Annotated in this window: 22 protein-coding genes and 1 riboswitch; of the genes, 18 read left to right on the top strand and 4 right to left on the bottom strand. The window is 62.4% G+C overall.

Annotated features, from left to right (window positions below; genetic code table 11):
• Positions 1-213: 213 nt before the first annotated feature.
• On the bottom strand, positions 214-1101 hold the full coding sequence (locus RBB18_RS10280; RefSeq protein ID WP_103763981.1) for a lytic transglycosylase domain-containing protein: 888 nt from the start codon (positions 1099-1101) through the stop codon (positions 214-216).
• A 97-nt stretch (positions 1102-1198) separates the two neighbouring features.
• Between RBB18_RS10280 and ftsY the strand changes: the two genes are divergently transcribed.
• Positions 1199-2662 (top strand): signal recognition particle-docking protein FtsY, encoded by a 1464-nt coding sequence (ftsY, locus tag RBB18_RS10275; RefSeq protein ID WP_306111310.1) that lies wholly within the window; start codon positions 1199-1201, stop codon positions 2660-2662.
• Positions 2659-3243 carry a hypothetical protein gene (locus tag RBB18_RS10270; protein ID WP_103763979.1) on the top strand — a complete coding sequence of 195 codons (585 nt, stop codon included), beginning with the start codon at positions 2659-2661 and terminating at the stop codon, positions 3241-3243. The genes ftsY and RBB18_RS10270 overlap by 4 nt, the downstream gene beginning before the upstream one ends.
• 22 nt (positions 3244-3265) lie before the next feature.
• Here the strand turns inward: RBB18_RS10270 and RBB18_RS10265 are convergent, their stop codons facing one another.
• Positions 3266-3772, bottom strand: a complete 507-nt coding sequence (locus RBB18_RS10265) for an MgtC/SapB family protein (protein WP_245890508.1) — start codon at positions 3770-3772, stop codon at positions 3266-3268.
• Positions 3773-3943: 171 nt separating this feature from the next.
• On the opposite strand from RBB18_RS10265, the gene RBB18_RS10260 reads away from it, so the two are divergent.
• The 4 genes from RBB18_RS10260 to RBB18_RS10245 all read left to right on the top strand — a co-directional run bounded on the left by RBB18_RS10260 (position 3944) and on the right by RBB18_RS10245 (position 6722).
• Complete coding sequence (locus RBB18_RS10260) at positions 3944-4468, top strand: peroxiredoxin-like family protein (RefSeq protein ID WP_306111309.1); 525 nt, start codon at positions 3944-3946, stop codon at positions 4466-4468.
• 39 nt (positions 4469-4507) lie between these two features.
• The gene (locus tag RBB18_RS10255; protein ID WP_103763977.1) at positions 4508-5410 is read left to right on the top strand and encodes a DMT family transporter; all 903 of its coding nucleotides are present in this window, start codon (positions 4508-4510) and stop codon (positions 5408-5410) included.
• Positions 5411-5427: 17 nt separating this feature from the next.
• On the top strand, positions 5428-6033 hold the full coding sequence (locus tag RBB18_RS10250) for an inner membrane-spanning protein YciB (RefSeq protein ID WP_103763976.1): 606 nt from the start codon (positions 5428-5430) through the stop codon (positions 6031-6033).
• Positions 6034-6119: 86 nt separating this feature from the next.
• A complete protein-coding gene (locus tag RBB18_RS10245) occupies positions 6120-6722 on the top strand; it encodes a hypothetical protein (protein WP_306111308.1) in 603 nt (200 codons plus the stop codon).
• On the opposite strand, the gene RBB18_RS10240 is transcribed toward RBB18_RS10245, so the two are convergent.
• Entirely contained in the window at positions 6671-7663 is a 993-nt protein-coding gene (locus RBB18_RS10240; protein WP_306111307.1) for an alpha/beta hydrolase, read from the bottom strand. The genes RBB18_RS10245 and RBB18_RS10240 overlap by 52 nt on opposite strands.
• A 150-nt stretch (positions 7664-7813) precedes the next feature.
• A riboswitch (SAM riboswitch) is annotated at positions 7814-7892 on the top strand.
• Between the two features lie 60 nt (positions 7893-7952).
• Here RBB18_RS10240 and metZ point away from each other — a divergent pair.
• The 8 genes from metZ to RBB18_RS10200 all read left to right on the top strand — a co-directional run bounded on the left by metZ (position 7953) and on the right by RBB18_RS10200 (position 15343).
• A complete protein-coding gene (gene metZ, locus RBB18_RS10235; protein WP_306111306.1) occupies positions 7953-9143 on the top strand; it encodes an O-succinylhomoserine sulfhydrylase in 1191 nt (396 codons plus the stop codon).
• A gap of 97 nt (positions 9144-9240) precedes the next feature.
• The gene (gene folE2 / locus RBB18_RS10230; protein ID WP_274593382.1) at positions 9241-10341 is read left to right on the top strand and encodes a GTP cyclohydrolase FolE2; all 1101 of its coding nucleotides are present in this window, start codon (positions 9241-9243) and stop codon (positions 10339-10341) included.
• 170 nt (positions 10342-10511) lie between these two features.
• On the top strand, positions 10512-11189 hold the full coding sequence (locus RBB18_RS10225; protein WP_306111305.1) for a hypothetical protein: 678 nt from the start codon (positions 10512-10514) through the stop codon (positions 11187-11189).
• Between the two features lie 237 nt (positions 11190-11426).
• Positions 11427-11555: a hypothetical protein gene (locus tag RBB18_RS10220; protein ID WP_306111304.1), complete on the top strand. Its 129-nt coding sequence runs from the start codon at positions 11427-11429 to the stop codon at positions 11553-11555.
• Positions 11556-11860: 305 nt separating this feature from the next.
• Positions 11861-12022: a hypothetical protein gene (locus tag RBB18_RS10215; protein WP_170067233.1), complete on the top strand. Its 162-nt coding sequence runs from the start codon at positions 11861-11863 to the stop codon at positions 12020-12022.
• The gene (locus RBB18_RS10210) at positions 12012-12224 is read left to right on the top strand and encodes a hypothetical protein (RefSeq protein ID WP_103763972.1); all 213 of its coding nucleotides are present in this window, start codon (positions 12012-12014) and stop codon (positions 12222-12224) included. Before RBB18_RS10215 ends, RBB18_RS10210 begins: the two co-directional genes overlap by 11 nt.
• Before the next feature lie 90 nt (positions 12225-12314).
• On the top strand, positions 12315-13760 hold the full coding sequence (locus tag RBB18_RS10205; protein WP_306111303.1) for a TrkH family potassium uptake protein: 1446 nt from the start codon (positions 12315-12317) through the stop codon (positions 13758-13760).
• Complete coding sequence (locus RBB18_RS10200; protein WP_103763970.1) at positions 13760-15343, top strand: 5-guanidino-2-oxopentanoate decarboxylase; 1584 nt, start codon at positions 13760-13762, stop codon at positions 15341-15343. Before RBB18_RS10205 ends, RBB18_RS10200 begins: the two co-directional genes overlap by 1 nt.
• Before the next feature lie 168 nt (positions 15344-15511).
• On the opposite strand, the gene RBB18_RS10195 is transcribed toward RBB18_RS10200, so the two are convergent.
• A complete protein-coding gene (locus RBB18_RS10195) occupies positions 15512-17284 on the bottom strand; it encodes a serine protease (protein WP_103763969.1) in 1773 nt (590 codons plus the stop codon).
• 164 nt (positions 17285-17448) lie between these two features.
• On the opposite strand from RBB18_RS10195, the gene RBB18_RS10190 reads away from it, so the two are divergent.
• The 4 genes from RBB18_RS10190 (at position 17449) to glyS (ending at position 22197) form a co-directional block, all read left to right on the top strand.
• A complete protein-coding gene (locus tag RBB18_RS10190; protein WP_306111302.1) occupies positions 17449-18378 on the top strand; it encodes a glycine--tRNA ligase subunit alpha in 930 nt (309 codons plus the stop codon).
• 22 nt (positions 18379-18400) lie between these two features.
• On the top strand, positions 18401-18931 hold the full coding sequence (locus tag RBB18_RS10185) for a DUF6446 family protein (protein WP_103764089.1): 531 nt from the start codon (positions 18401-18403) through the stop codon (positions 18929-18931).
• A 62-nt stretch (positions 18932-18993) separates the two neighbouring features.
• On the top strand, positions 18994-19866 hold the full coding sequence (locus tag RBB18_RS10180) for a DUF1206 domain-containing protein (RefSeq protein ID WP_103763967.1): 873 nt from the start codon (positions 18994-18996) through the stop codon (positions 19864-19866).
• Positions 19867-19944: 78 nt separating this feature from the next.
• Positions 19945-22197, top strand: coding sequence for a glycine--tRNA ligase subunit beta (gene glyS / locus RBB18_RS10175; protein ID WP_306111301.1), 2253 nt, complete (start codon positions 19945-19947; stop codon positions 22195-22197).
• Positions 22198-22222 lie beyond the last annotated feature (25 nt).

Genomic DNA, 22222 nt, shown 5'->3' with positions numbered 1-22222 from the left:
TCTAGTGCTTGCACGGCACTTTACCATGGGCAGGATTTCGATTCGCTCAAGCTTCGCGGCTGGATTTATCGTCGAAACATCTTGTTTCCGCGCAAAGGTCGCAAGCGGAAGGGCGCATAGGATGTATTGAGTGCGGGGTGCGCAGCTTAAAGCTTCAATTTGAACCACTCGATGTTTGTGTTCGAGTTTGCTGGCCTCGCGCGCCTATTGTATTCAGTTGTTGCTGTAGACCGCGCAGATACAGCCGGCTTTCTTGAATTTCGCGCAGTCGCGCCAAGCGGCGTCGCGACTGTCGCGCCCGAGACGGGCCATGAAATAGCCGCCCTTCGGGCTTGCACGGCTTTTCTGAAAGACCACATCCGGCTCTTGCTTGCCGATCAGCCCGGTGCAGGCACGGGTCTGCGCCGCGAATTTGGCGAGCGATGCCTTCTTCGTGATCCCGAACGCCATCTGAATGCCCCATGGCTTGAGTTTCGGAAGATAGGATTTCAGGGCGGTCATGCGGCGGTTGCGGGCAAGGTCGAAGCAGGCCTTGTCGAACGGCAGTTCATGCGACAGGCGCAGATCTGGTGTCGGCGTCGGCTCTTCGGTCCAGTTGGAGTAGGGGACGCCGGTGATGATGCGGACGTAGTCGATGGTTTCCCGTGCCAGCCCGCCGGTGCCCGCGATCAGGCCTTCCGCGCGACGCTCGCCGCCGTTGTAACCAATGGCGGCCAGCCCGAGATTGCCATAGCGGCGGGCCATTTCGGCCAGGTACTGGGCGGAATGCTCCAGAGCTTCGGCGGGGTTGTAGGGGTCCTTGAGGCCGCGCAGCTTGGCGGTTGAGGGGATGAACTGGGCGATTCCGCGGGCATTGGCGTGGCTGAGCGCGTTGGGGTCAAAGCGGCTTTCCTGCCAGATGAGACGGGTGAAGAAATGAGCGTCGATCCCGTGACGGGTGGCGAAGGTCTGGAGCGCGTTGCAGGTGTCGTAGACGAAATGCGCCTTGCGGATGCAGACCGGCGGCCCCCATTTGTCGGTGGAGCAGATCGTGTCCGGCGGCGTCGCGAATGCGCGACCGGGGACAAGTATCAACAGGATCAGGGCGAGGCGCAGAAGCATGTTGGCATGGTTGCCTGTCGCCCACGCTTGTCAATGGTGGGTTTTCATCTCGGGCGGGGCGGTTTAACTGGATAGACAAGAAAGCAAGGGTGTCTCAATGGCGTTTTTCCGCAAGCTGAAGGATCGGTTGTTCAAGTCTTCCTCGAAGCTGGAGGAGGGGCTGGACGCGATTGTCGAGGACGGTGGCGAAGCCGAGGAGGTGACCGAGGCAGCGGAGCCCGATCCGGCGCAAGACGCGTCTCCGGAGCCCACGGCAGAGCCCGAACTCACACCGGCACCCGACCCACGGCCAGAACGGGAACCAGAGCCCGAGCCGGAACCGGTAGAGGAGCCGGAGCCGCGCCCCACGCCGGAGCCAGAACCCGAGCCGACACCGGAGCCCGAACCCGAGCCGGAGCCTGAACCAGAGCCGGAGCCTGAACCCGAACCAGAGCCCGAGCCGAAACCCCAGCCGCGTCCGACCCCGCCGCCGGAGCCGCGACCGGAGCCGTCGCCGCAGGAAATTCCCGCGCCGCCGTCCGAGCAACCGCCCGCCGCGCCACAGGAGGTGCCGCAGACGCCGCCCCTGGAAGATCCGGTGCGATCCCCTGATCCGCAACCCATGCCGACGCCGATCGAGATCCCGCCCGATACACCGAAGAGCGAGGCCGCCCCGCAAGCGCGGTCGGGCCTTCTGGGCCGTCTGTTGGGGCGTGGCGAGGCGAAAACGGTCGTGCGCCGCGTACTCGATGACGACATGTTGGAACAGCTGGAGGAGCTGCTGATCACCGCCGACATGGGCGTGGATACGGCCCTGCGTGTCACCGCCAACATGGCCGAAGGGCGCATGGGGCGGAAGCTGTCAAGTCAGGAGATCAAGGAGCTTCTGGCACGCGAGATCACCCGGATCATGGAGCCTGTGGCCAAGCCCATGCCGCTCTACCCCAAACGCCCGCAGGTCGTGCTGGTGGTTGGTGTCAACGGGTCGGGCAAGACCACGACGATCGGCAAGCTGGCGAGCCAGTTCAAGGCAGCCGGCAAGTCGGTGGTGATCGCGGCGGGCGACACGTTCCGCGCCGCGGCGGTGGAGCAGTTGCAGGTCTGGGGCGATCGCGCGGGCGTGCCGGTTCTGACGGCGCCCGAGGGCAGCGACCCGGCGAGCCTTGCCTTCGATGCCATGGATAAAGCCGAGAAGGACGGTGCGGACCTGTTGATGATCGATACGGCGGGCCGTTTGCAGAACCGCGCCGACCTGATGGAAGAACTGGCCAAGATCGTGCGCGTCATTCGCAAGAAGGATCCGGATGCGCCGCACAACACGCTTTTGGTGCTGGACGCCACGACGGGGCAGAACGCGCTGAGCCAGGTCAAGACGTTCCAGCAGTTGGCCAATGTCTCGGGTCTGGTGATGACCAAACTGGACGGTACCGCGAAGGGCGGCGTGCTGGTGGCGTTGGCGGACAAGTTCGGGCTGCCCATTCACGCCATCGGCGTGGGCGAGCAGATAGACGATCTTGCACCGTTCGATCCTGAGGATTTCGCCGCGGCGCTGACCGGGCTGGAGCTGGGCGCGCGGGCATGATCGAAGAGATCCTTGCGCGGTTCAGCACGCTCGAGCTGGCCTTCGACACGACACTTTTCATTGCGGTGGCGAGCGCGGTCTGGACCGTGGTCAACCGCTTGGTCCAGGCGGCTTATTTTCAGTTGTCGCTTCGCACGCGGGAATTCGAGTTCATTCTGGAGCCGCACAGCGGCGTGCCGCAGAACATCACCAGCCTGAACCTTTTGCTGATCCGCTATGGGAACGACACCTATCTGAGTTCGCTTGCGAGCGATCAGGAACGGCATCACGGACGTCTGCGTAACAAAGTGATTCAACTTGCCGAGGCGCTGCCGTCAAAGTCGGCACCGATCAGCGTAAAGCTGCGATTGCACAAACGGCTGGGAACGCAGTTCAAGCTGTTTGTCGAAGTCACCGGCGACCCCAAGCCTGTCATAGACTATCTGAACGGGCATGAGACGATCACCGGCGTGACATCGAAAGAGCGGCCCAAGCTGGCGCCGCAGGACCCGCAGCGGCATCGCATCTTCTTCCTGCTGGATCGACTGGACAAGGAAAAGACTGTCGACGGGCACGTGAACAATTTCATCTATCCCGTCTGAGGCAGCCGTATGCCGCGCGGCTTCAATGCGTGCCAATCAGTTTTTCGATCTGGCGCAGCACGAAAAGCACGATAACGACAATTGCGGCGGCCATTGCCGCGAGCGGGATCTGCCCGGCACCGCAGCCGAGGCCCACGGCGCCCGCCAGCCAGAGCGAAGCACCCGTGGTGACGTTGCGCACCTTGTCGCCTGCGGTAAAGATCAGCCCGGCGGCGAGGAAGGCGACCCCGGCGGTGACCGCCTCGATCATGCGTATGGGATCATTGCGTTGTTCGCTGTTGCCGCCGCCGAAATCCAGAGCGGCAAGTTCGCGGCCGATGATGACGAAAAGGCATGCGGCCACGGCCACGAGGATATGCGTGCGCAGTCCGGCCGGCTTGTCTCGCATTTCACGTTCGAAGCCGATGAACGCGCCTAGAACCACGGCAACACTGAGACGCGCGAATGCGACCGAGGCAGGCACTACTGAAAAGGTGCCCTGCACCTCGTTCACGATCTGATCCATGAAAGCGGCGAGCATGGGTTGCATGAGGGATCAACGGCGTGATACTGCGTGGGTTCCGTTGCGTTGCGGATTGTTTGTCGAGTTTGCCTGTCGGTCGCTGGGCCCGAGGGGGTTGGGTTCCGGTCTTCGTGACTAGGTACTCCGGATCCCGGTGCCGCTGACGACGGCATCCGCCCCCTGGAAAGGAGCTTTCCCATGCCCAACGCCCTGCAATCCGCTACCGCATTTCCCGTGACCGAGATCGAGTGCCTCGACGGCGGATCGATCCGCCTTGGCAAGCCCGAAGAAAAGCCGTGGCAGTTGATCTTCGTGTATCGCGGCATCCACTGCCCGATCTGCCGCCAGTACCTGCAGGACCTTGAGCCGAAGCTCGAAGAATTCGCGGATATGGGGATCGACGTGGTGGCCGTGTCCGCCGATACAGAGGCCAAGGCGCGGAAATTGCGGGCGGACCTTTCCCTTTCGGTACCGCTGGGGTACGGGATGGACGTGGCGCAGATGCAGGCGCTGGGGCTTTATGTCTCGGACCCGCGCTCGCCCGAGGAAACCGACCGGCCCTTCGCGGAACCCGGCCTGTTCCTGGTCAACCCGGAGGGCAACTTGCACATGGTGGATATCTCTAACGCGCCGTTCCTGCGCCCGGAGCTGGAGAAGCTGCCGTCGCGGATCAAGTACGTGCTTGAGAACGATTATCCGATACGCGGCACGCATGAAAGCTGACGAGTGGACCGGGCCGTGCCGGGGGTGTGACACCGGCGCATGAGCGAATGGATCGTTTCCTTGGAGGGGACCGAGGCCGGTCACCAGCTTGCCCTGGGGCTGGCCTTGCTGGCCGCTGTTCTGCACGCGTTGTTCGGAGCGTTGCAGAAAGGGCGGCACGATCCGTGGCTGACGCGGGGCGCGATCGACGGGGCTTATGCGCTGATGGCGGCGCCCTTTGCGCTGTTCGTCGTGCCGTGGCCCGAGCCGCATATGTGGGTGATCTTCGCGACCGCGTGGCTGATCCACACGCTTTACAAGATCTTGCAGGCGATGGCCTATATGCGCGGCGCCTACACTGTGGTTTACCCGGTGGTGCGCGGCACGGGGCCGCTTTTCACAGTGATTGGGGCCTATCTGCTGTTCGGCGAGACGTTCAACCTCGTGCAATGGACGGGCGTAGGCGTTCTGTTGGCCGGCATTTACGGGTTGGCTATCTATAATCTGCGCACGATCAAGCTGGATCGTGAGACCATGCCCGCGGCCTTGGGGCTGGCTGTTCTTACGGGACTGTTCGTAGCGCTTTACACCACGTATGACGCCTATGGCATTCGCGCCACCGCCGACCCGTTCACGTTTCTTGCGTGGTTCTTCATGATCGACGGGCTGATCTTTCCGGTGATCGCCTACCGCCGGTGGCGCGGGATGGAGGATGCGCCCGAACCCGGTCCGCTGCTGGTGCGCGGGGTCGCGGGCGGGTTCATCGCATTTTTCTCGTTCGGCTCGATCATGATGGCCACACGGCTGGACAAGGTGGGCGAGGCGGCGGTACTGCGCGAAACCTCGACGGTGTTTGCCGCCCTCATAGGTTGGTTGATCCTGAAAGAAACGGTGGGGCCTCGGCGGATCGCGCTGATGGCATTGATTGCAGCCGGTGCGGTCATAGTTGAGAGTGGCGGTTGAAGCGAAGAGGCGAGACGATGGACGACAAGAACACGAATGGCAAACTGAAGGCGGTGTTGGAATTTGGCCCGGTGCTTGGATTCTTCGTGGCGTATCTGCTGCTGAAGGACCGCTTGTTCACCATCGGCGGCACGGAATACGAAGGGTTCATCGTCATCACGGCGGTCTTCATCCCCGTGCTGCTGATCTGTACCGCGCTGATGTGGAGGCTGACGGGGCACCTGTCGAAGATGCAAATCCTGACGGCGGTGCTGGTCGTCGTGTTCGGCGGGCTGACCGTGTGGCTGAACGATCCGAAGTTCTTCCAGATGAAACCGACGATCATCTACCTGTTTTTCGGCACGGTTCTGGGCATCGGGCTTCTGCGCGGGCGGTCCTATCTACAATACGTGATGGACGGGCTGATGCCGCTGACGGGCACGGGCTGGATGATCCTGACCAAGCGGATCACGATCTTCTTTTTCGCGATGGCGGCACTGAACGAACTGGTCTGGCGCACGCAGAGCGAGGAAACCTGGGTTTATTTCAAGACCTTCGGCCTGATGGCGGCGATGTTCGTGTTTTTCATGATGCAGGGCAAGCTGATCGCCGAGCATGGAACGGACGACAGCGGTAAGCCCTGACCGATTATGTTGCCTATGGGACTGTGCCGCGTGCGATCCGCGGCACGGGTCAAACTTTCGCCCCAATGGTGCGTCACGCAAGGCGCATGACATATGCCGTGATTTCCCGCGTCCGGGACGCTTTCGCCTCTATTCCGCCGATGCGGGCAGAAACGCTTCTTCCACTCGTGATCATGCTGATACTCTGGATCGGGCTCAACGCGACGGGGATGCCGGAGGACCGGGTTTTCGTTCTGGTTCTCGTGTTGGCGCAAGCCCATGCGGTCTGGCGCAGCCTGCCAAACGCCGCCTGTCACCTGAACGATGGGAACCGCGCCAAGATGGTCTGGCCTGTGCTGATTGTCACCGCGTTGTCGGCGCTGCAACTGGGTATCAACGATCCGCTGTTCAGCCAGCGCCTGTTGTCCGGTGCTTGCGTTTTCGTGCTTCTGGTGATGCTGATGGGCGTCCGGCGCGAGCGGGAGGTCATGGCGCGGATGATGCACAGCGTGACCGAGGGGCGGCCTGTTTCGCTCTTGCGGGTCAATGCCTGTTTCGCACTGGTTTTCCTGTGTGTGAACGAAGCCTTGATCGCGACCGGGTCACTGGTGGTGTGGATGTCGGCGATGATGATCGCGGCGTTTCTCGTCCACGCGGCTTACTGGTACATCGTGCTGCTTGTGATTCCGCCCGAAGACAGCCTCGCCTGAGGCTGGCGGGACAAAAACGGGATAATTGCCATCCCCGGTCTGGGCCAGGGCAGGACGCGCGACCAGCGCGGATCTTGAATATCGGGAAGCAACGTGCGCAAGCGGGCCAAGCTATGATGTTCGGGCTGGCGCAGCAGGGCGCGGTAGAAGTCGAACAGCCCGTCGCGCAGATAGGTTGACCAGTGACAGTAAAACCGCGCCCGTCCCGGCGCGACATGGAACCCGGCCTGCTCCAGCGACGTCAGCGTGTCGGGATGATCGAGTTGTACGGTGAGCGTGTTGGGCCGCTGCGGCAGGGACTGCGCCAGGCTGCGGTCGCCGTGTTCGGGGGCCGAGATCAGCCTTTCCAGCAGGAAATCGAACAGGTCGTTCTCGCGGGTCGTGACATTGATGATCTCGGCGGCACAGCCTGCGGCGCTTTCGATTGCGGCCCGTGCGGCGGCGCCGTATTCGGCACCGTTCAGCAAAAGAACGCGGGCGACCGCGCGCGCTGGGACGTGGGGCAGGGCACCAAGGACCACGCGCGCGCCCAGAGAATGCGCGACAAGGTGAACCTGACGGTCGGGAGCGACCTGCCGTATCATCGACACAAGGTCTGCAAGGCAAAGGCCAGCCTCTTCGGCCTGCTTGTAGGCGTTCCAGATGGTGCCGCGCCCGGACCAGCCGAATCCGATCGCGAGTCCTTCGTCACGCTCGCCTGCGCCGTATCCCAGACCGCGCGGCCAACTTTTGGCTTTCCATGTGCGGTGTTTCGGATCGAGCGACAGGATATGGTTGTGCGGACAGGCGTTGGGATGGCCTGGTTCAAATTTGAACCCGTGTGTCATGATGATGACCGGGCCGGGACGGACGAGCGCGCGGCGCAGGGTGGGCAGAAGCGGCTGCGAGGCACCATGAAGGCAAGGACCAAATGGCGTGGCGTCGATCTGCAAGAGCGGCATCTTCGACCCTTTTAACTACATCTTGTAGGCAGGCAGTACTCCAGCCATATGACGCTTGCTTGAAGTTTGAGTTACAGCACCGTGACGGTACCCAGAGGGCACACCGCAGCGTTAGAGCTAGCTGTTGACGCGAGTCGCCGGTGGGCGTACATCATTGTTTGTGGCGATTTGTTACCGGATTGCGGGCCACGTTAAACATCTCCGCTAAAGAGGTCAGGATGAAAGTCCCCTTTCGCTTGACCGGCTTGGGGACTTTATTTTTTTGGGGCGGATCGCCCGGAGGTCGATGATGAAAAACGATTGGAACAGACGCACCAAGCTGGTGCATGGCGGTACGCGGCGCAGCCAGTACGGCGAGGTGAGCGAGGCGATATTCCTGACGCAGGGCTTCGTCTATGACAGCGCGGAGGCCGCGGAGGCGCGGTTCGTGCAGGCCGGTGATGACGAGTTCATCTATGCCCGCTACGGGAACCCGACAGTGGCGATGTTCGAGGACCGAATCGCGGCGCTGGAAAACGCAGAGGCCGCCTTTGCCACAGCGAGTGGCATGGCAGCGGTGAGCGGCGCGCTGATTTCGATGCTGAAAGCCGGGGATCATGTTGTTTCGGCGCAGGCGCTTTTTGGCTCGTGCCTCTATGTGCTGGAAGAGATCCTGACGCGCTATGGTGTCGAAGTGACTTTCGTCGATGGCACGGACCTTGACGCGTGGCGGGCCGCAGTGCGTGAGGACACCAAGGTGGTGTTCTTCGAGACCATCGCCAACCCGACGCTGGAGGTGGTGGACGTGGCGGCAGTGGCCGAGATCGCCCATGCCGTCGGCGCCAAGGTGGTAGCCGACAACGTCTTTGCCACGCCGGTTTTTTCGAGGGCACTGGAACAGGGTGCCGACGTGGTGGTCTATTCCGCGACCAAGCATATCGACGGGCAGGGCCGTGCGCTGGGCGGTGTGATCCTCGGGACCGAGGAGTATATCCGCAAGACGATCGAGCCTTACATGAAGCATACCGGCGGGTCGATGTCGCCGTTTACCGCGTGGCTGATGCTGAAAGGGTTGGAGACGATCGACCTGCGAGTGCGAGCACAGGCCGAAAACGCATTGGCCATCGCCGATGCGCTGCAGGGACATGCGAGGCTTGAGCGCGTGCTCTATCCCGGGCACGCCAGCCACGCGCAGCATGAGCTGGTCGAGCGCCAGATGGGCAAGGGCGGCACGGTTCTCGCGCTGGAGATCAAGGGCGGACAGGCGGCGGCGTTCCAATTTCTGAACGCGCTGGAGATCGTCGTGATCTCGAACAACCTCGGCGACGCGAAATCCATCGCCACCCATCCGGCAACGACGACGCACCAGCGCCTGTCGGACGCGCAGAAGGACGCACTGGGCATTGCGCCGGGCCTGATCCGGCTGAGCGTCGGGTTGGAGGACGCTGAGGACCTGATTGCCGACGTGATGCAGGCACTGGAGGCAGTGACGCAACAGTGATCCAAGGCAGCGCTTCTGACGTATCTTATGTGCTAGTGGTAATTTACCGTGTTTACGCATAAGTATGATGCCGCCCGATGCGAGCGAGGACCCGACGATGAATGTGCACCCTTCTGACATGAAGAAGGTCAAGGACCGCACCGAGGCGAAGGCCGCGCTGGATACATTGCGTGCGTGGGCGGAAACGGCCACGCCGGAGGAGGTTGCCGACCTCGACCCGGCGATTGCCCGGCTTCTGCCGCAGGGCGAGGTGTCGAACTATCCGACGTTGCGCCGTGACTATCCGGAAGAATTCAAACCCGACGCCGCCTACAAGGCCAGCATGCCGGATTTGCAGAACGGCCCGTCCTCGCTGATCAAGGGGGCGCGGCAGCAATTGCAGCATGTCGGAATTTCGAATTTCCGTTTGCCGATCCGCTTCCACACCCGTGACGACGGCGACCTTACGCTCGAAACCTCGGTGACCGGCTCGGTCAGCCTGGAGGCCGAGAAGAAGGGCATCAACATGTCCCGCATCATGCGCAGCTTTTACAAGCATGCCGAGCGGACTTTCAGTTTCGAGGTGATCGAGACGGCGCTCGACGATTACATTTCGGACTTGGACAGCATCGATGCGCGCATCCAGATGCGGTTTTCCTTCCCGATGAAGATCACGTCGCTGCGGTCGGGGCTGGAAGGTTACCAGTATTACGACATCGCGATGGAGCTGGTGGAGCATGACGGTGTGCGTCGCAAGTTCATGCATCTGGATTATGTCTATTCATCCACCTGCCCCTGCTCACTGGAACTGAGCGAGCACGCGCGACAGGCGCGGGGGCAACTGGCCACGCCGCATTCCCAGCGGTCGGTGGCGCGAATTTCGGTCGAGGTGGTCGGCGAGGATTGCCTGTGGTTCGAAGACCTGATCGAGCTGGCCCGCAAGGCGGTGGCGACGGAGACGCAGGTGATGGTCAAGCGTGAGGACGAGCAGGCCTTTGCCGAGTTGAACGCGGCCAACCCGATTTTCGTGGAGGATGCGGCGCGGCTGTTTTCCGAGCAGTTTCTGAATGACGCGCGGATTGGCGATTTTCGCGTGATCGCCAGCCACCAGGAAAGCCTGCACAGCCACGACGCGGTCAGCATCACGACGCAAGGCGACACGTTCGCGTCCGAAAGCCTTGATCCTAAGCTGTTCACCACGCTGTTTCACGTCGGATAACCCGCGCGGCGCCGATCCGGCGCAATTTGTGCTGAAACCTTTGGCAATAGCCTGCCGGAATCGGCCGCGACGCTGGCTGCGGTGCGGCATATCTTTTTCTGCACGTGCAAAGCTGGTATGGTTGTTATGCAATCTTGCCCGCAGGGGGCGATCCAAAACGGGATAGAGCAATGGATATGTATTCGGCACCGCTGAAGGCGTCGTTGATGGGCCTGCAGCTGAGCGGCATTTTCGTGGAAAAGCAGCTGAGAGTGATGCAGGTGCTGGGACGCGCCGCCTATGAATCGCAGCTCCAGTTCCTGGGTCTGGCATTTGATCTGCCGGCTCTGGGCCCGGTGCGGGAGCAACCGGCCGCCAAGTCGCGGCCCGCGGCGAAACCCAAGGCGAAGCCGGCACCCAGGAAGACCGCATCGAAACCAGCGGCCAAGACGACGGCCAAGCCCGCGCCAAAGGCGGAGGCCAAACCGGCAGCGACGACCGCGGCAAAACCGACTGCCAAAGCCGCCGCCAAGCCGGCAGGGAAACCGGCCGCGAAGACGGCTGCCAAACCCGCTGCCAAGGCGGCAAAACCGGCAGTGGCCGGGTCGTCCTCGAAGCCGGCGACCAAACCGGCCCCAGCAAAGCCGGTCGACACGCCAGCAAAATCTGAGCCGACGCCGGCCGCGACACCAGACTCGCAAACAGCAAGCCAAGCCCCGGCAAAGCCCGAAGCGAGCAACGTGACAACCTTTCCGAAGCCCGAGACTGGCACGGAAAATAACAGCGGCGCCAAGCGCCCGCGCAAGCCCTCGGCCCCGCCGGCGATGCCCGAACGCTCCGCCAATCCCGACAAGGCAGCGGATTCATAGGACGCGGCTTCAGCCGGATCGAATGACGCGACGACAGAAGAGGCGCGGCTACTGCTGAAGCGGTGGCCGCGCTTTCTTGTTTCGGTGTTGCCTTGGCCGCCGAAAATGCGCCCGGATCGCGGAGCATTGCACAGGATGCAAATCGGGGCTTCCACTTTTAAAGTGGTTGCCTGTGGTCTGCAGGTATACCTGTTGACCAGGGAGGAAACTGAAAGATTAACACACGAGGTTTCCAAAATGGCTACCAGCACAACCAACCTTAACTATCAACATGGTCTCAGTCGCCTGTTCCGCAAAGTTCGCGAGACACTGAGAAAACTGACCCAGGCCATGACGCGCAAGACCCAGATCGAATGGGCGGCCTGAGCGCCAAAAGCTCCCGAACCGGGATGTCTGACCAGCACCTGTCAGCGCCTTTCAAAGCGAACTGACCCATCGCGAACGTAAGGGCCTTAACCCAGGCCGACGACGAAGCCGCCCTCCGGGACGCCTGCAAGGGCATCTGTTCCCGAGGGCGGTTTGAGTCGGAACCAAGCTCTTGCGGCAACGGACCATCGATGCAAGGGGCGTCAACGTTGCCCAAACGTGTCGACTGCCGTCCGTCGAGACACTATTCCAGTGAAATTCCTACATAGCAGTAAGGACTTGGCTTGAGCCAGCGGGATTCAACGATGGCCGATATTGTCCTGCCGGTTGGGTCGAAACCTGCGGGGTTGCATCAGTTGCAAGCCAGGGTTTCGGGTATGGCAGTGGTGCTGACCGATAGTTTGGCCTACCTTGGTGTCAGGGAGGAAACCGAAGCAACATTCTTGAGGTTTCCAAATGGCGACTAGCACAACCAATCTTGATCACGGCGGCGTTTTCACCCGCTTGTTCCACGGCATCGTGGAGCGGTTTGAGCAGCACGCGCGCATCATGTCGCGCCGCGGCCTGATCGAGGAACTGACTGCAAAAAGCGACGAAGAACTGGCCGAGATGGGCATCAAGCGCGAAGATATCGTGCGCCACGTCTTCCAGGATCTGTTCTACGCTTGACGACCTTTCCAGCCCCGCGAGGGCCCTTCCTTACAGGGTCCTCGCGGAGCGGCTTGACATAGGCCAGAACCGCAGCCAAGGCTTCGATCCATGGTGGATTTTCGCCCGGTTGGATATGTGATTGGCCTGACGGTCATGGCGCTGGGCCTGGCGATGGTCATGCCCATGATGGTGGATATCGCTGAAGGGCGCGGCCACTGGCAGGTTTTCGCGGAAAGCGCAATCCTGACTGTCCTGACCGGTGGCCTTGTGGCGCTGTCGTGCAAGAACGGCGTGCGCGAAGGCCTGACCATCCAGCAAACGTTCCTTCTGACGACCGGGGTCTGGGTGATCCTGCCAATCTTCGGCGCGATACCGTTCATGTTCGGGGCCACCAATTCGAGCCTGGTGGATGCATTTTTTGAGGCGATGTCGGGCCTTACGACGACTGGCTCGACGGTTTTGTCTGGACTGGATACGCTGCCCAAGGGACTGAACCTGTGGCGCGGTATCCTGCAATGGTTGGGCGGGATCGGTATCGTCATCGTCGCGATGGTTTTCCTGCCCGAATTGCGGGTCGGTGGGATGCAGATCTTCCGCTCGGAAGCGTTCGACACGATGGGAAAAATCCTGCCGCGCGCGACCGAGATCGCCTCGCGCATCTCCGTGATCTACCTCGGGCTGACGCTGGCCTGTACGGCCTGCTACATGATGACGGGCATGAACGCGTTCGACGCCACCATGCACGCGCTGACGACGGTGTCGACAGGCGGCTTCTCGTCCTACGACGCGTCCTTCGGCACCTTTCAGGGGCCGGCGGAGTGGGTGGCGACGGCGTTCATGATCCTCGCGGCGCTGCCCTTCGTACGTTACGTGCAATTGCTGAGCGGCAGCAACGCGCTGTTGAAGGACAGCCAGATTAGGGCTTTCCTGATGACCATCGGTGTCCTGATCGTGGGCACCGCCGTCATCCTGATGTCGATCTTTCCGCATAATCCCGAACAGGCACTGCGCGAGGCGGCGTTCAACATCACCTCGATCATCAGCGGCACGGGCTATTCCAGCGTGGATTACATGGAGTGGGGGACCTTCCTGATCGCGTTGTTCTTTTTCATTGGCCTGATTGGAGGCTGCGCCGGGTCGACGAGCTGTTCGATCAAGATCTTCCGCTATCAGCTGCTGTTCGCCTCGGTAAGGGCGCAGTTGCAGCGGATCTATTCGCCGCATGGCGTGTTCACGCCGCGCTATGACGGTCGGCCGATTTCCGATGACGTTCTGACGTCGGTCATGTCCTTCTTCGTGTTCTTCGTGGTCACGCTGGGGCTGGTGGCCGTGGCGCTTGGGATGACGGGGCTGGATTTCACCACGTCGGTGTCGGGGGCCGCGACGGCGGTGGCCAATATCGGCCCTGGGCTGGGGGACGTGATCGGGCCTTCGGGGAACTTCCAGCCGCTCAACGACACCGCGAAGTGGATCCTTATCGCGGCGATGCTCGTCGGACGGCTGGAGCTTCTGGCCGTCTTTGCAATTTTTACACTGTCTTTCTGGAGGGCCTGATGACTCAGCGACCGCTTGGCGCACAAATCTCGCACATGCTGAAGGCCCGTGGGGTCGACGTGATCTTCGGCATTCCGGGGGTGCATAACGTCGAGATGTATCGTGGCATCGAGGAAGCAGGCATCCGTCATGTGCTGGCCCGGCATGAACAGGGCGCAGGGTTCATGGCCGATGGTTATGCTCGTGCGTCGGGCAAGCCGGGTGTGGCCTACGTCATTACCGGCCCGGGCCTGACCAATGCGATGACGCCGATGGGGCAGGCCTATTCGGACAGCGTGCCGATGCTGGTGATCTCAAGCTGCCTGGACGAGACGGCGGCGCGGCGCGGGCAGTTGCACCAGATGATCGACCAGGAAGGCGCGGCGCGCTGCATCTGCGACTGGAGTCATGAGACGAAGTCGGCCGGTGCTACATACGCCCTGGTCGAGCGGGCGTTCAACGAGTTCGCCACCGCGCGGCCCCGCACCAAGCACCTGCAAGTGCCGATCGCCTTGGGCGGCAGCCTGGCCGACCCGGCGCCGGCCCCTGTTGAGACGCGCGCCAAGCGACCCGTGGCCCGGAAAGAGGACGTGGCGGCGGCGGCCGAGGCTTTGCAAGAGGCGAAACGCCCGATGGTCTTGTTTGGTGGTGGCAGCGTCGGGGCTGGCGCGGCGGCTCGGGCGGTAGTCGAGCGCAGTGGCGCAGCGGCGATGACAACCTATGCGGGACGCGGTGTCGTCGGGGCCGACCTGCCGCTCGATTTCGGGGCTTACCTGGCGCGGCCGGACAGCGCGGAGGTATTGGCACGGGCAGATCTGGTGCTTGTCGTGGGGTCCGAGCTGTCCGAGATCGACCTGTGGCGTGACGAGTTGGGCCATACCGGACGGATGATCCGAGTGGATATCGATCCGGTGGAGCTGGAGCATCCACGGGCCGAGCTGTGCATCCTGTCCGACGCAGATGCGTTCCTGGTGGCGTTGGCAGAGAGCTTGCCTGACCGTGCCGAGCCGAAATGGGATGCGGCGGTCGTGGCGGCCACAAAGTCGCGCTGGAGGGTCGAGGTGGAAGCCGAACGCCCCGGCATCGTGCCGGTGGTCGACGCGCTGCACGCTGCCTGCCCGGCAGAGACGATGATCTATTCCGACATGACGCAATTCGCCTATGCCGCCAAGGAAGTCTGGCCGATGGACCGGCCGGGCCATTGGCATCACCCGTTCGGATACGGCACGCTGGGATACGGGATGCCCGCCGCGATCGGTGGAGCCATCGCGCGGGACGGAAAGCCGACGCTCGCGATCTGCGGAGACAGCGGCTTTCAGTATACCGTGCAGGAGCTGGGAACGGCCGTCGAGCATGGCTTGCCGTTGCCGATAATCCTGTGGGACAATGGCAAGCTGAAAGAGATCGAGGATGCGATGATCCGGTCGCAGATCGCGCCCAACGCGGTGGTCGCGCGAAACCCGGACTTCTGTGCGCTGGCGAAAGCCTATGGCGCCCATGCTGTCCAGCCCGGTAGCCTTGACGACATGGGTGCGGCGGTGCGCGCGGCATTTGATGCGGACCGACCGACGCTCATTCACGTTCAAGCCGGGATTGGTGGCTGAGGGCAGGACACGAGTCTTTCGCGAACGATGAAAGCGACGCGCGGCTGCTGGCTTGCATCATTCTGCAAATGCTCGAAGCACCCTGGCTGCCTTACTCAATTGACATCGTTGCAGGGGCTGTAGCTGACGATGTATTTGGGGCAGCCGGGCCGGGCGGTATTTCCTCGGTTATTCCCAGCAGCTGACCAGAACGGTCATTCCTGAAGCACGCTCGGAGAGGCTTTCGGGCGGCATCTGGCCGTTACCGTTGGTGGCCGAAGGGGTGATGCCGGCCTGTTCCAGCACCCGACGGATCGTCTCGGCATTGGCGGCAAAGCTGACGCCTTCGGGCAATTGCCGACTGTTGTCGCGGGCAGGCAGCAACATCCCGACAACGGCACCGCCCGCGTCCACGACTGGCCCGCCGGCATCTCCATCCAGCGCGTTCAGCGCAAGGCGCTTCATCTCTTGTTCGCCGTTCAGGCCCCGCACATCGGCCAGCTGTCCGAAGGTGACAGACGGCGCGCCGAGAACGCCTCCATAGGAATAGCCAGCGACGGCCACGTCCGATTGCAGGCGGGGAATGTTCTGCTGGAAGGCCGCAACGCCCAAGGGAGCCAGCGGCGTGCTCGGGCGCAGGACTGCGATGCCGGTTTCGTCGTTCGCTGTCTGAACTTCGGCTTCGATGGTTTCGTCAAGGGTGATGCGCCCGCAGGATGCGACCACTTCGGTCGTGGTGACGACCGTTCCGGAACGATCGACGTAGAACCCCGAACGAGAGATCTTGGGCTTGCGGATTTCCAGCCCCGCGACAAGGTCGATGCTTTGCACGTCGTTGGTGCCGGCGGTTGGATCGAGCACGGTGTCGAGGCGCGAGAAGCTTTCCTGCATTTCGCCAAGCATCCGGGTGCGGCGCTCTTCGTCGCCCGCGGGCCAGACCACGGTGAAGCCCTTGATATGCCCGTCACGCAACCAGGCTTGAGTGTGTGAAATGGTATAGGCGTTCTCGCCGATCAGGGTGAAGGAGTCGCCGTCCAGATTGCGCGGGCCGTCCTGCGGCACGATTTCCAGCGTCTGCATGATATCGTAAAGCCCGGCAAGCGTGGCGCGGTCGCCGGCCTGGCTGATAAGCAGGACCTTTGCGTCGATGTCGCCGGTGGCTTCGTAATGAGCGAAGGGCGGCTCGTATTTCGAGAATTCCACGACGCCGGTTGGCAGTTTCATCGATATGCCAGCCCCGGTGTCGCGCACGACCCGCAGGTCCAGCCCTTCGAGGACCGCGTTATACTGCCGGAAGAGCTCCGCGCGCTGGCGGGTGGTCAGAACGCCGGTGGCTTCGAAATTGTTTGCTTCCTGCCAGCGGGCCATCGAGCCGCGTGTGCCGCGACCGAATGCGGCGTCGATCGCGCCGCCGTAAAACCCGGCCCATTTCAGGGCTTCTTGCAAGGCAGCGCGTTCTTCGCGGGTCAAGAGCGCCTCACTGGCGCGCGCCTCGCGCACGGTTTCGTCGGACGGCTCCGGCTCCGGCTCTGGCTGGGGCAGGGGGTCGACGGTTGTGGTTTGCTGCTCGGCCCCCTCTGTCGCGCTGTTTGTGCCGGTGCCTTCGGTGATATCCTGTGTCGGGCGGTTCAGGACGCTAGCCCCCACTGGCCAGAACTGGCGACCGAACTCGGCCCCTTCGGCAATGTAGCTGTCGCGCGGGATCAGGCGGGACGATCGAAGGTTGCGCAGGATCGTGTTGGCATCTTCTTCGGTGTAGGGTCCGAGCGCGATACCATACCATCCGCCGCCCAGGGCAAAGCCGTTCACATCCTGCATCTGACCCGCGTACCGGCGCGCACTGTCCTCGGCGCGCGAGAGGCTGGGTTGCGCCTCGATCTGGATGAAAACCTGCGCCTTGGCGGCGATCGGCGCCACAAGGGTGACGGCCAGAAATGCGAGGGTAAGAAAGATGCGCGACATGTACGTCCCTTGCCGAATTCGGTGTTGTTTCTGCTCTTCCCCGCTTTTAAGCAAATCTTTGGGCGCATGCATCCAAAATATGGCCTTTCAGGGCAATTGACCCTTGGGTGAGAGCGCCGTAGGGAAGAGCCGAAGATCACGAGGGGCGACCCGGAGGACATTCCATGAGCGACAGCACCGGCAAACCGCGGTCATTCCAGGAAATCATCCTGCGTTTGCAGGCCTACTGGGCTGCGCAAGGCTGTGCCGTGATGCAGCCCTATGACATGGAAGTGGGGGCAGGGACCTTCCACCCGGCCACGACGCTGCGGTCTCTGGGCTCGCGTGCCTGGGCAGCCGCCTATGTGCAGCCGTCACGTCGGCCCACCGACGGGCGTTACGGCGAAAGCCCCAACAGGTTGCAGCACTATTACCAGTATCAAGTGCTGATCAAACCCAGCCCGCCGGACCTGCAGGCGCTGTACCTTGGCAGTCTTGAAGCCATTGGCATCGAAATGGAGATGCACGATATCCGCTTCGTCGAGGATGACTGGGAAAGCCCGACACTGGGCGCGTGGGGCCTTGGCTGGGAAGTCTGGTGCGACGGGATGGAAGTGAGCCAGTTCACCTATTTCCAGCAGGTGGGCGGGCATGATTGTCACCCGGTCTCGGGCGAGCTGACCTACGGGCTGGAACGTCTGGCAATGTACGTTCTGGGCGTCGACCATGTGATGGACATGCCCTTCAACGACCCCGACGCCTCCATCGCGCTAAGCTATGGTGATGTGTTCCTGGAGGCCGAAGCGCAGTTCGCGCGGTGGAATTTCGACGTGGCGGACACGGATGTGCTGTTGCGCCACTTCGTCGAGGCAGAGGCCGAGTGCGACCGCATCCTGGGTGAGCCGGAGCAAGACCCCAAGACCGGCCGTCGGATCGTCATGGCTTTGCCCGCGTACGACCAGTGCATCAAGGCCAGTCACATCTTCAACCTGCTGGACGCGCGGGGCGTGATCAGCGTCACCGAGCGTCAAGCCTATATCGGGCGTGTCCGGGCGCTGGCCAAGAAATGTGCCGATGCCTACGTGCTGACCGCCGATGGCGGTTTTGCTGCGTAAGAACGGGCGCGGAGGGAGGCTGATGGGCAAGGTTATCGGGATCGGGATCGTCATGATTGCACTCTTGGCCGGGGCGGCCATGTATTACCTGCAGGTCTACCATTTCTACGAGCCGGTCGAGGCGACCGGTATCGATGACGTGCGCATGGTGAACCTGGCAACTGGGGAGCCCGAGCCGGTTCTGTACGACAATTTCGAGGCGATCGACGCCAGCAGCAGCCCGATCCGCTATCGCGCCTGTTTTACCACCGAGATGAGCCAGGCAATGCTGACCGAGACCTACCAGATGTACCAAGGCGCCGAGCCCCTGACAGCGCCGGGTTGGTTCGACTGTTTCGATGCGGAAGTCATTGCCGATGAACTTGAAGCAGGCACCGCGCTGGCTTTTCTCGGAGAGAAGAATATCGGTTACGGGATAGACCGCATCGTGGTCGTCACCGAGGACGGGCGCGGCTATGTCTGGCACGAGCTGAACGAATGCGGTGACAAGGCCTATGACGGCACTGTCGTAGGCGAGGAATGCCCGCCGCGTGGAGATAATCCAGATAATTAAGGAACTATAGACCGGCCTCGCACGCTGTCCTAGCAACGCCCAAAAGCAGCGGAGGACGCGTCATGGCCGATCAAAGAGCACCCGACTGGGTCATTCCGATGATGCGGGCGGGCTATTCCGCACGGGGGCTGGTCTATCTCATTCTCGGCGGATTGACGATGTCGGCTGCCTTCTGGGGCGGCAACACCGAGGGCACCAAGGGTGCACTTCAAACCTTGCGCGATGCGCCGTTCGGCCAGATCCTGCTTTGGCTCGTAGCCTTCGGGTTCGTCTGTTACGGTATCTGGCGCTTTATTGCGGCCTATTTCGATCTGGAAAATCGTGGCGACGAGGAAAAAGGCATGTTTCAGCGGCTTGCGCTGGTCGTGACGGGGTTGATCCACGTTGGTCTCGGTGTGGCGATGGCATCGCTGGCGCTGGGGGTCGGTGGCAGCTCGGACGGCGGTGGCGCGTCGGACTGGACCGCACAGGTTTTGCAGATGCCCGGTGGCAAGTGGATCGTGGGAATCGCCGCGCTCGGCATTCTGGGCGCGGGTGTCCATTACGTGATCAAGGGTTGGAAGAAGAAGTACAAGCGGTACATCCAGAACAACGAAATGACGCAAAAGCTTGAACCGCTGTTGCGCTGGGGCTTCGTCAGTTACGGGATCGTTCTGGCCATCGTGGGCGTTTTCCTGGGTTTTGCGGCGATGAATTCCGATCCGTCCTCGGCCATGGGTGTCGGCGGCGCGCTGGAATACATCCGTGGGCTGACCGGTGGTCAGGTCCTGCTGGGTGTGACCGCGCTGGGGATCATCGGCTTCGGCATCGAGAATTTCGTGGAGGCGCGGTACCGGATCGTGCCAGGCGTCGGCCACAGCAGCGACATACGGAGCATGGCGCAAGCCGCCAAGGCAAAAGCCAAGACGGAGGCGCGAAGCGTCAGCGCCGGCTAATTGCTCTCTATCGGCTTGCCGCGCCGCGGCAGGCCCGTTAAGCACCGGGACGTTGACCCAAGACGTTCCGGTGACATCATGCCCGACCTTCTGATCGAACTTTTCTCCGAGGAAATCCCGGCCCGGATGCAGGCCCGGGCTTGTGAGGACTTGAAAAAGCGGATGACCGACGGGCTGGTCGAGGCGGGCCTGACCTACGCGGGGGCCGCGGCCTTCGCCACCCCGCGGCGGCTGACATTGGCGCTGGAAGGATCGCTGTCGGAGAGCCCGACCTTACGCGAAGAGCGCAAGGGGCCGCGCGTGGATGCGCCCGAGAAAGCCATTGAAGGTTTCCTGCGCGGCGCGGGCGTGGCGCGCGACGATCTTGAGGTGCGCGACGAGAAGAAGGGTCAGGTCTACTTCGCGACCATCACCAAGCCGGGCCGCCCGGCAGCAGAGATCGTCGCCGAAGTGCTGGAGGACACGATCCGCAACTTCCCGTGGCCCAAGTCGATGCGCTGGGGCGCGGGCAGCTTGCGCTGGGTTCGGCCCTTGCATTCGATCCTGTGCATCCTGACCGACGACGCGGGCGAGGCGCAGGTCGTGCCGCTGGACGTGGACGGCATCAAGGCGGGTGCCAGCACCGAAGGGCACAGGTTCATGGCGCCGGGGCGATTTTCCGTCACGTCTTACGAGGATTACGCGGCGAAGCTGAAGCGTGCCAAGGTCGTTCTGAACTCCGAGGAACGGGCGGGCCACATCTGGCAGGAGGCCACGAACCTGGCCTTTGCCCGCGGCCTTGAGGTGGTCGAGGACAAGGGGCTTTTGGCGGAGGTCGCGGGGTTGGTGGAATGGCCCGTGCCGCTGATGGGCGAGATCGGGGCCGAGTTCCTGGACCTGCCGCCCGAGGTGCTGCAATCGTCGATGAAGGAGCATCAGAAGTTCTTTTCGGTGCGCAACCCCAAGACGGGCCGCATCGAGCAGTTCGTGACCGTGGCCAACCGCGAGACTGCGGATCATGGCGCAACGATCCTTGCCGGCAACCAAAAGGTCCTGGCCGCGCGGTTGGCGGATGCCAAGTTCTTTTGGGAGAACGATCTGCGTATCGCGAAAGAGGGCATGGGACCATGGTTGGAAAGCCTGGCGAACGTGACCTTCCACAACAAGCTGGGCAGCCAGGCCGAGCGGATCGCGCGGATCGCGGCCTTGGCGCGGGAAATCGCGCCGGCGGTGGGAGCCGATCCTGATCTGGCGGAACAGGCGGCGAAGGTGGCGAAGGCGGATTTGTCATCCGAGATGGTTTACGAGTTCCCGGAATTGCAGGGGATCATGGGGCGGTATTACGCGGCCGAGGCCGGGTTGCCCGAGGATGTCGCGGCGGCCTGCGAAGAGCATTACGCACCGCTCGGCCCCTCTGACGCGGTGCCGTCGCGCGCCGTTTCGGTCACGGTCGCGCTTGCGGACAAGCTGGATACGCTGACCGGGTTCTGGGCGATCGATGAAAAGCCGACAGGCTCGAAGGATCCTTTCGCGCTGCGGCGGGCGGCTTTGGGGGTGATCCGGTTGGTGCTGGACAACAACCTGCGCATCCGGCTGGACCGGTTCATTGATGCGCAGCTTCTGCGTCACAAGATCAAGCTGAATGCCGGAAACGCCAGCGCCGATGAGATCGACACGCTGGAGGAGGTGCTGGACGAGATCGCCGATCACGGCGTCTTCGTCGCGGCCTTTCACGCGGTGATCGACCGGGTCAAGGCGAAAGACCACAAGGACCTGCCGGAGGACGGTGTTCTGCGCACCGTGGGGGCGCTGGTGCCGGACCTGAGCACCGACCTTCTTGCGTTTTTCCATGATCGGCTGAAGGTCTACCTGCGCGATCAGGGGCTGCGGCATGATGTGATCGATGCCTGCCTGACGCTGGCCGGCGGGGACGACTTCACGCTGATCGTGGCCCGTGCGCGCGCGCTGCAAGATGTGCTCCGAACCGAGGACGGCGAGAACCTTGTGCAGGGCTTCAAACGGGCGAACAACATCCTGACTCAGGCCGAGGAGAAGGACGGGGTCGAGTATTCATTCGGCGCCGATCCCAAGTTTGCCGAGGACAACACCGAAAAAGCCCTGTTCGCGGCCTTGCAGGATGCGGAAAAAACGATCGCCGAGGCGGAGAAGGACGAGGATTTCGCCCGCGCCATGGGCGCCATGGCCGGGCTGCGCGCCCCGATCGACGCATTCTTCGAGGCGGTGCAGATCAATTCCGACAACGAGATCCTGCGCCGAAACCGTCTGAACATGCTGCACTCTATCCGCCAGATTTGTCTCCAGGCGGCGGATTTACGACGGCTGGAAGGATAATAGGGCAAACCGTAGCGGGGCACCC

Source organism: Roseovarius sp. MMSF_3298 (assembly GCF_030733705.1).
GTDB classification, from domain to species: domain Bacteria; phylum Pseudomonadota; class Alphaproteobacteria; order Rhodobacterales; family Rhodobacteraceae; genus Roseovarius; species Roseovarius confluentis.
The sequence above is the reverse complement of the archived record's forward strand: the minus strand, read 5'-3'. Positions and strand labels throughout refer to the sequence as shown.

Excerpts from the sequence above, each read along its gene's own strand:
- RBB18_RS10190 (WP_306111302.1), top strand. The coding sequence starts at position 17,449 with ATGAGCGACAGCACCGGCAAACCGCGGTCATTCCAGGAAATCATCCTG.
- RBB18_RS10260 (WP_306111309.1), top strand. The coding sequence starts at position 3,944 with ATGCCCAACGCCCTGCAATCCGCTACCGCATTTCCCGTGACCGAGATC.
- ftsY (WP_306111310.1), top strand. The coding sequence starts at position 1,199 with ATGGCGTTTTTCCGCAAGCTGAAGGATCGGTTGTTCAAGTCTTCCTCG.
- RBB18_RS10210 (WP_103763972.1), top strand. The coding sequence starts at position 12,012 with ATGGCGACTAGCACAACCAATCTTGATCACGGCGGCGTTTTCACCCGC.
- RBB18_RS10220 (WP_306111304.1), top strand. The coding sequence starts at position 11,427 with ATGGCTACCAGCACAACCAACCTTAACTATCAACATGGTCTCAGTCGC.
- metZ (WP_306111306.1), top strand. The coding sequence starts at position 7,953 with ATGAAAAACGATTGGAACAGACGCACCAAGCTGGTGCATGGCGGTACG.
- RBB18_RS10200 (WP_103763970.1), top strand. The coding sequence starts at position 13,760 with ATGACTCAGCGACCGCTTGGCGCACAAATCTCGCACATGCTGAAGGCC.
- RBB18_RS10180 (WP_103763967.1), top strand. The coding sequence starts at position 18,994 with ATGGCCGATCAAAGAGCACCCGACTGGGTCATTCCGATGATGCGGGCG.
- RBB18_RS10215 (WP_170067233.1), top strand. The coding sequence starts at position 11,861 with ATGGCCGATATTGTCCTGCCGGTTGGGTCGAAACCTGCGGGGTTGCAT.
- RBB18_RS10280 (WP_103763981.1), bottom strand. The coding sequence starts at position 1,101 with ATGCTTCTGCGCCTCGCCCTGATCCTGTTGATACTTGTCCCCGGTCGC.
- RBB18_RS10255 (WP_103763977.1), top strand. The coding sequence starts at position 4,508 with ATGAGCGAATGGATCGTTTCCTTGGAGGGGACCGAGGCCGGTCACCAG.
- glyS (WP_306111301.1), top strand. The coding sequence starts at position 19,945 with ATGCCCGACCTTCTGATCGAACTTTTCTCCGAGGAAATCCCGGCCCGG.
- RBB18_RS10250 (WP_103763976.1), top strand. The coding sequence starts at position 5,428 with ATGGACGACAAGAACACGAATGGCAAACTGAAGGCGGTGTTGGAATTT.
- RBB18_RS10205 (WP_306111303.1), top strand. The coding sequence starts at position 12,315 with ATGGTGGATTTTCGCCCGGTTGGATATGTGATTGGCCTGACGGTCATG.
- RBB18_RS10195 (WP_103763969.1), bottom strand. The coding sequence starts at position 17,284 with ATGTCGCGCATCTTTCTTACCCTCGCATTTCTGGCCGTCACCCTTGTG.
- RBB18_RS10270 (WP_103763979.1), top strand. The coding sequence starts at position 2,659 with ATGATCGAAGAGATCCTTGCGCGGTTCAGCACGCTCGAGCTGGCCTTC.
- RBB18_RS10185 (WP_103764089.1), top strand. The coding sequence starts at position 18,401 with ATGGGCAAGGTTATCGGGATCGGGATCGTCATGATTGCACTCTTGGCC.
- RBB18_RS10225 (WP_306111305.1), top strand. The coding sequence starts at position 10,512 with ATGGATATGTATTCGGCACCGCTGAAGGCGTCGTTGATGGGCCTGCAG.
- RBB18_RS10240 (WP_306111307.1), bottom strand. The coding sequence starts at position 7,663 with ATGCCGCTCTTGCAGATCGACGCCACGCCATTTGGTCCTTGCCTTCAT.
- RBB18_RS10245 (WP_306111308.1), top strand. The coding sequence starts at position 6,120 with ATGACATATGCCGTGATTTCCCGCGTCCGGGACGCTTTCGCCTCTATT.
- RBB18_RS10265 (WP_245890508.1), bottom strand. The coding sequence starts at position 3,772 with ATGCAACCCATGCTCGCCGCTTTCATGGATCAGATCGTGAACGAGGTG.
- folE2 (WP_274593382.1), top strand. The coding sequence starts at position 9,241 with ATGAATGTGCACCCTTCTGACATGAAGAAGGTCAAGGACCGCACCGAG.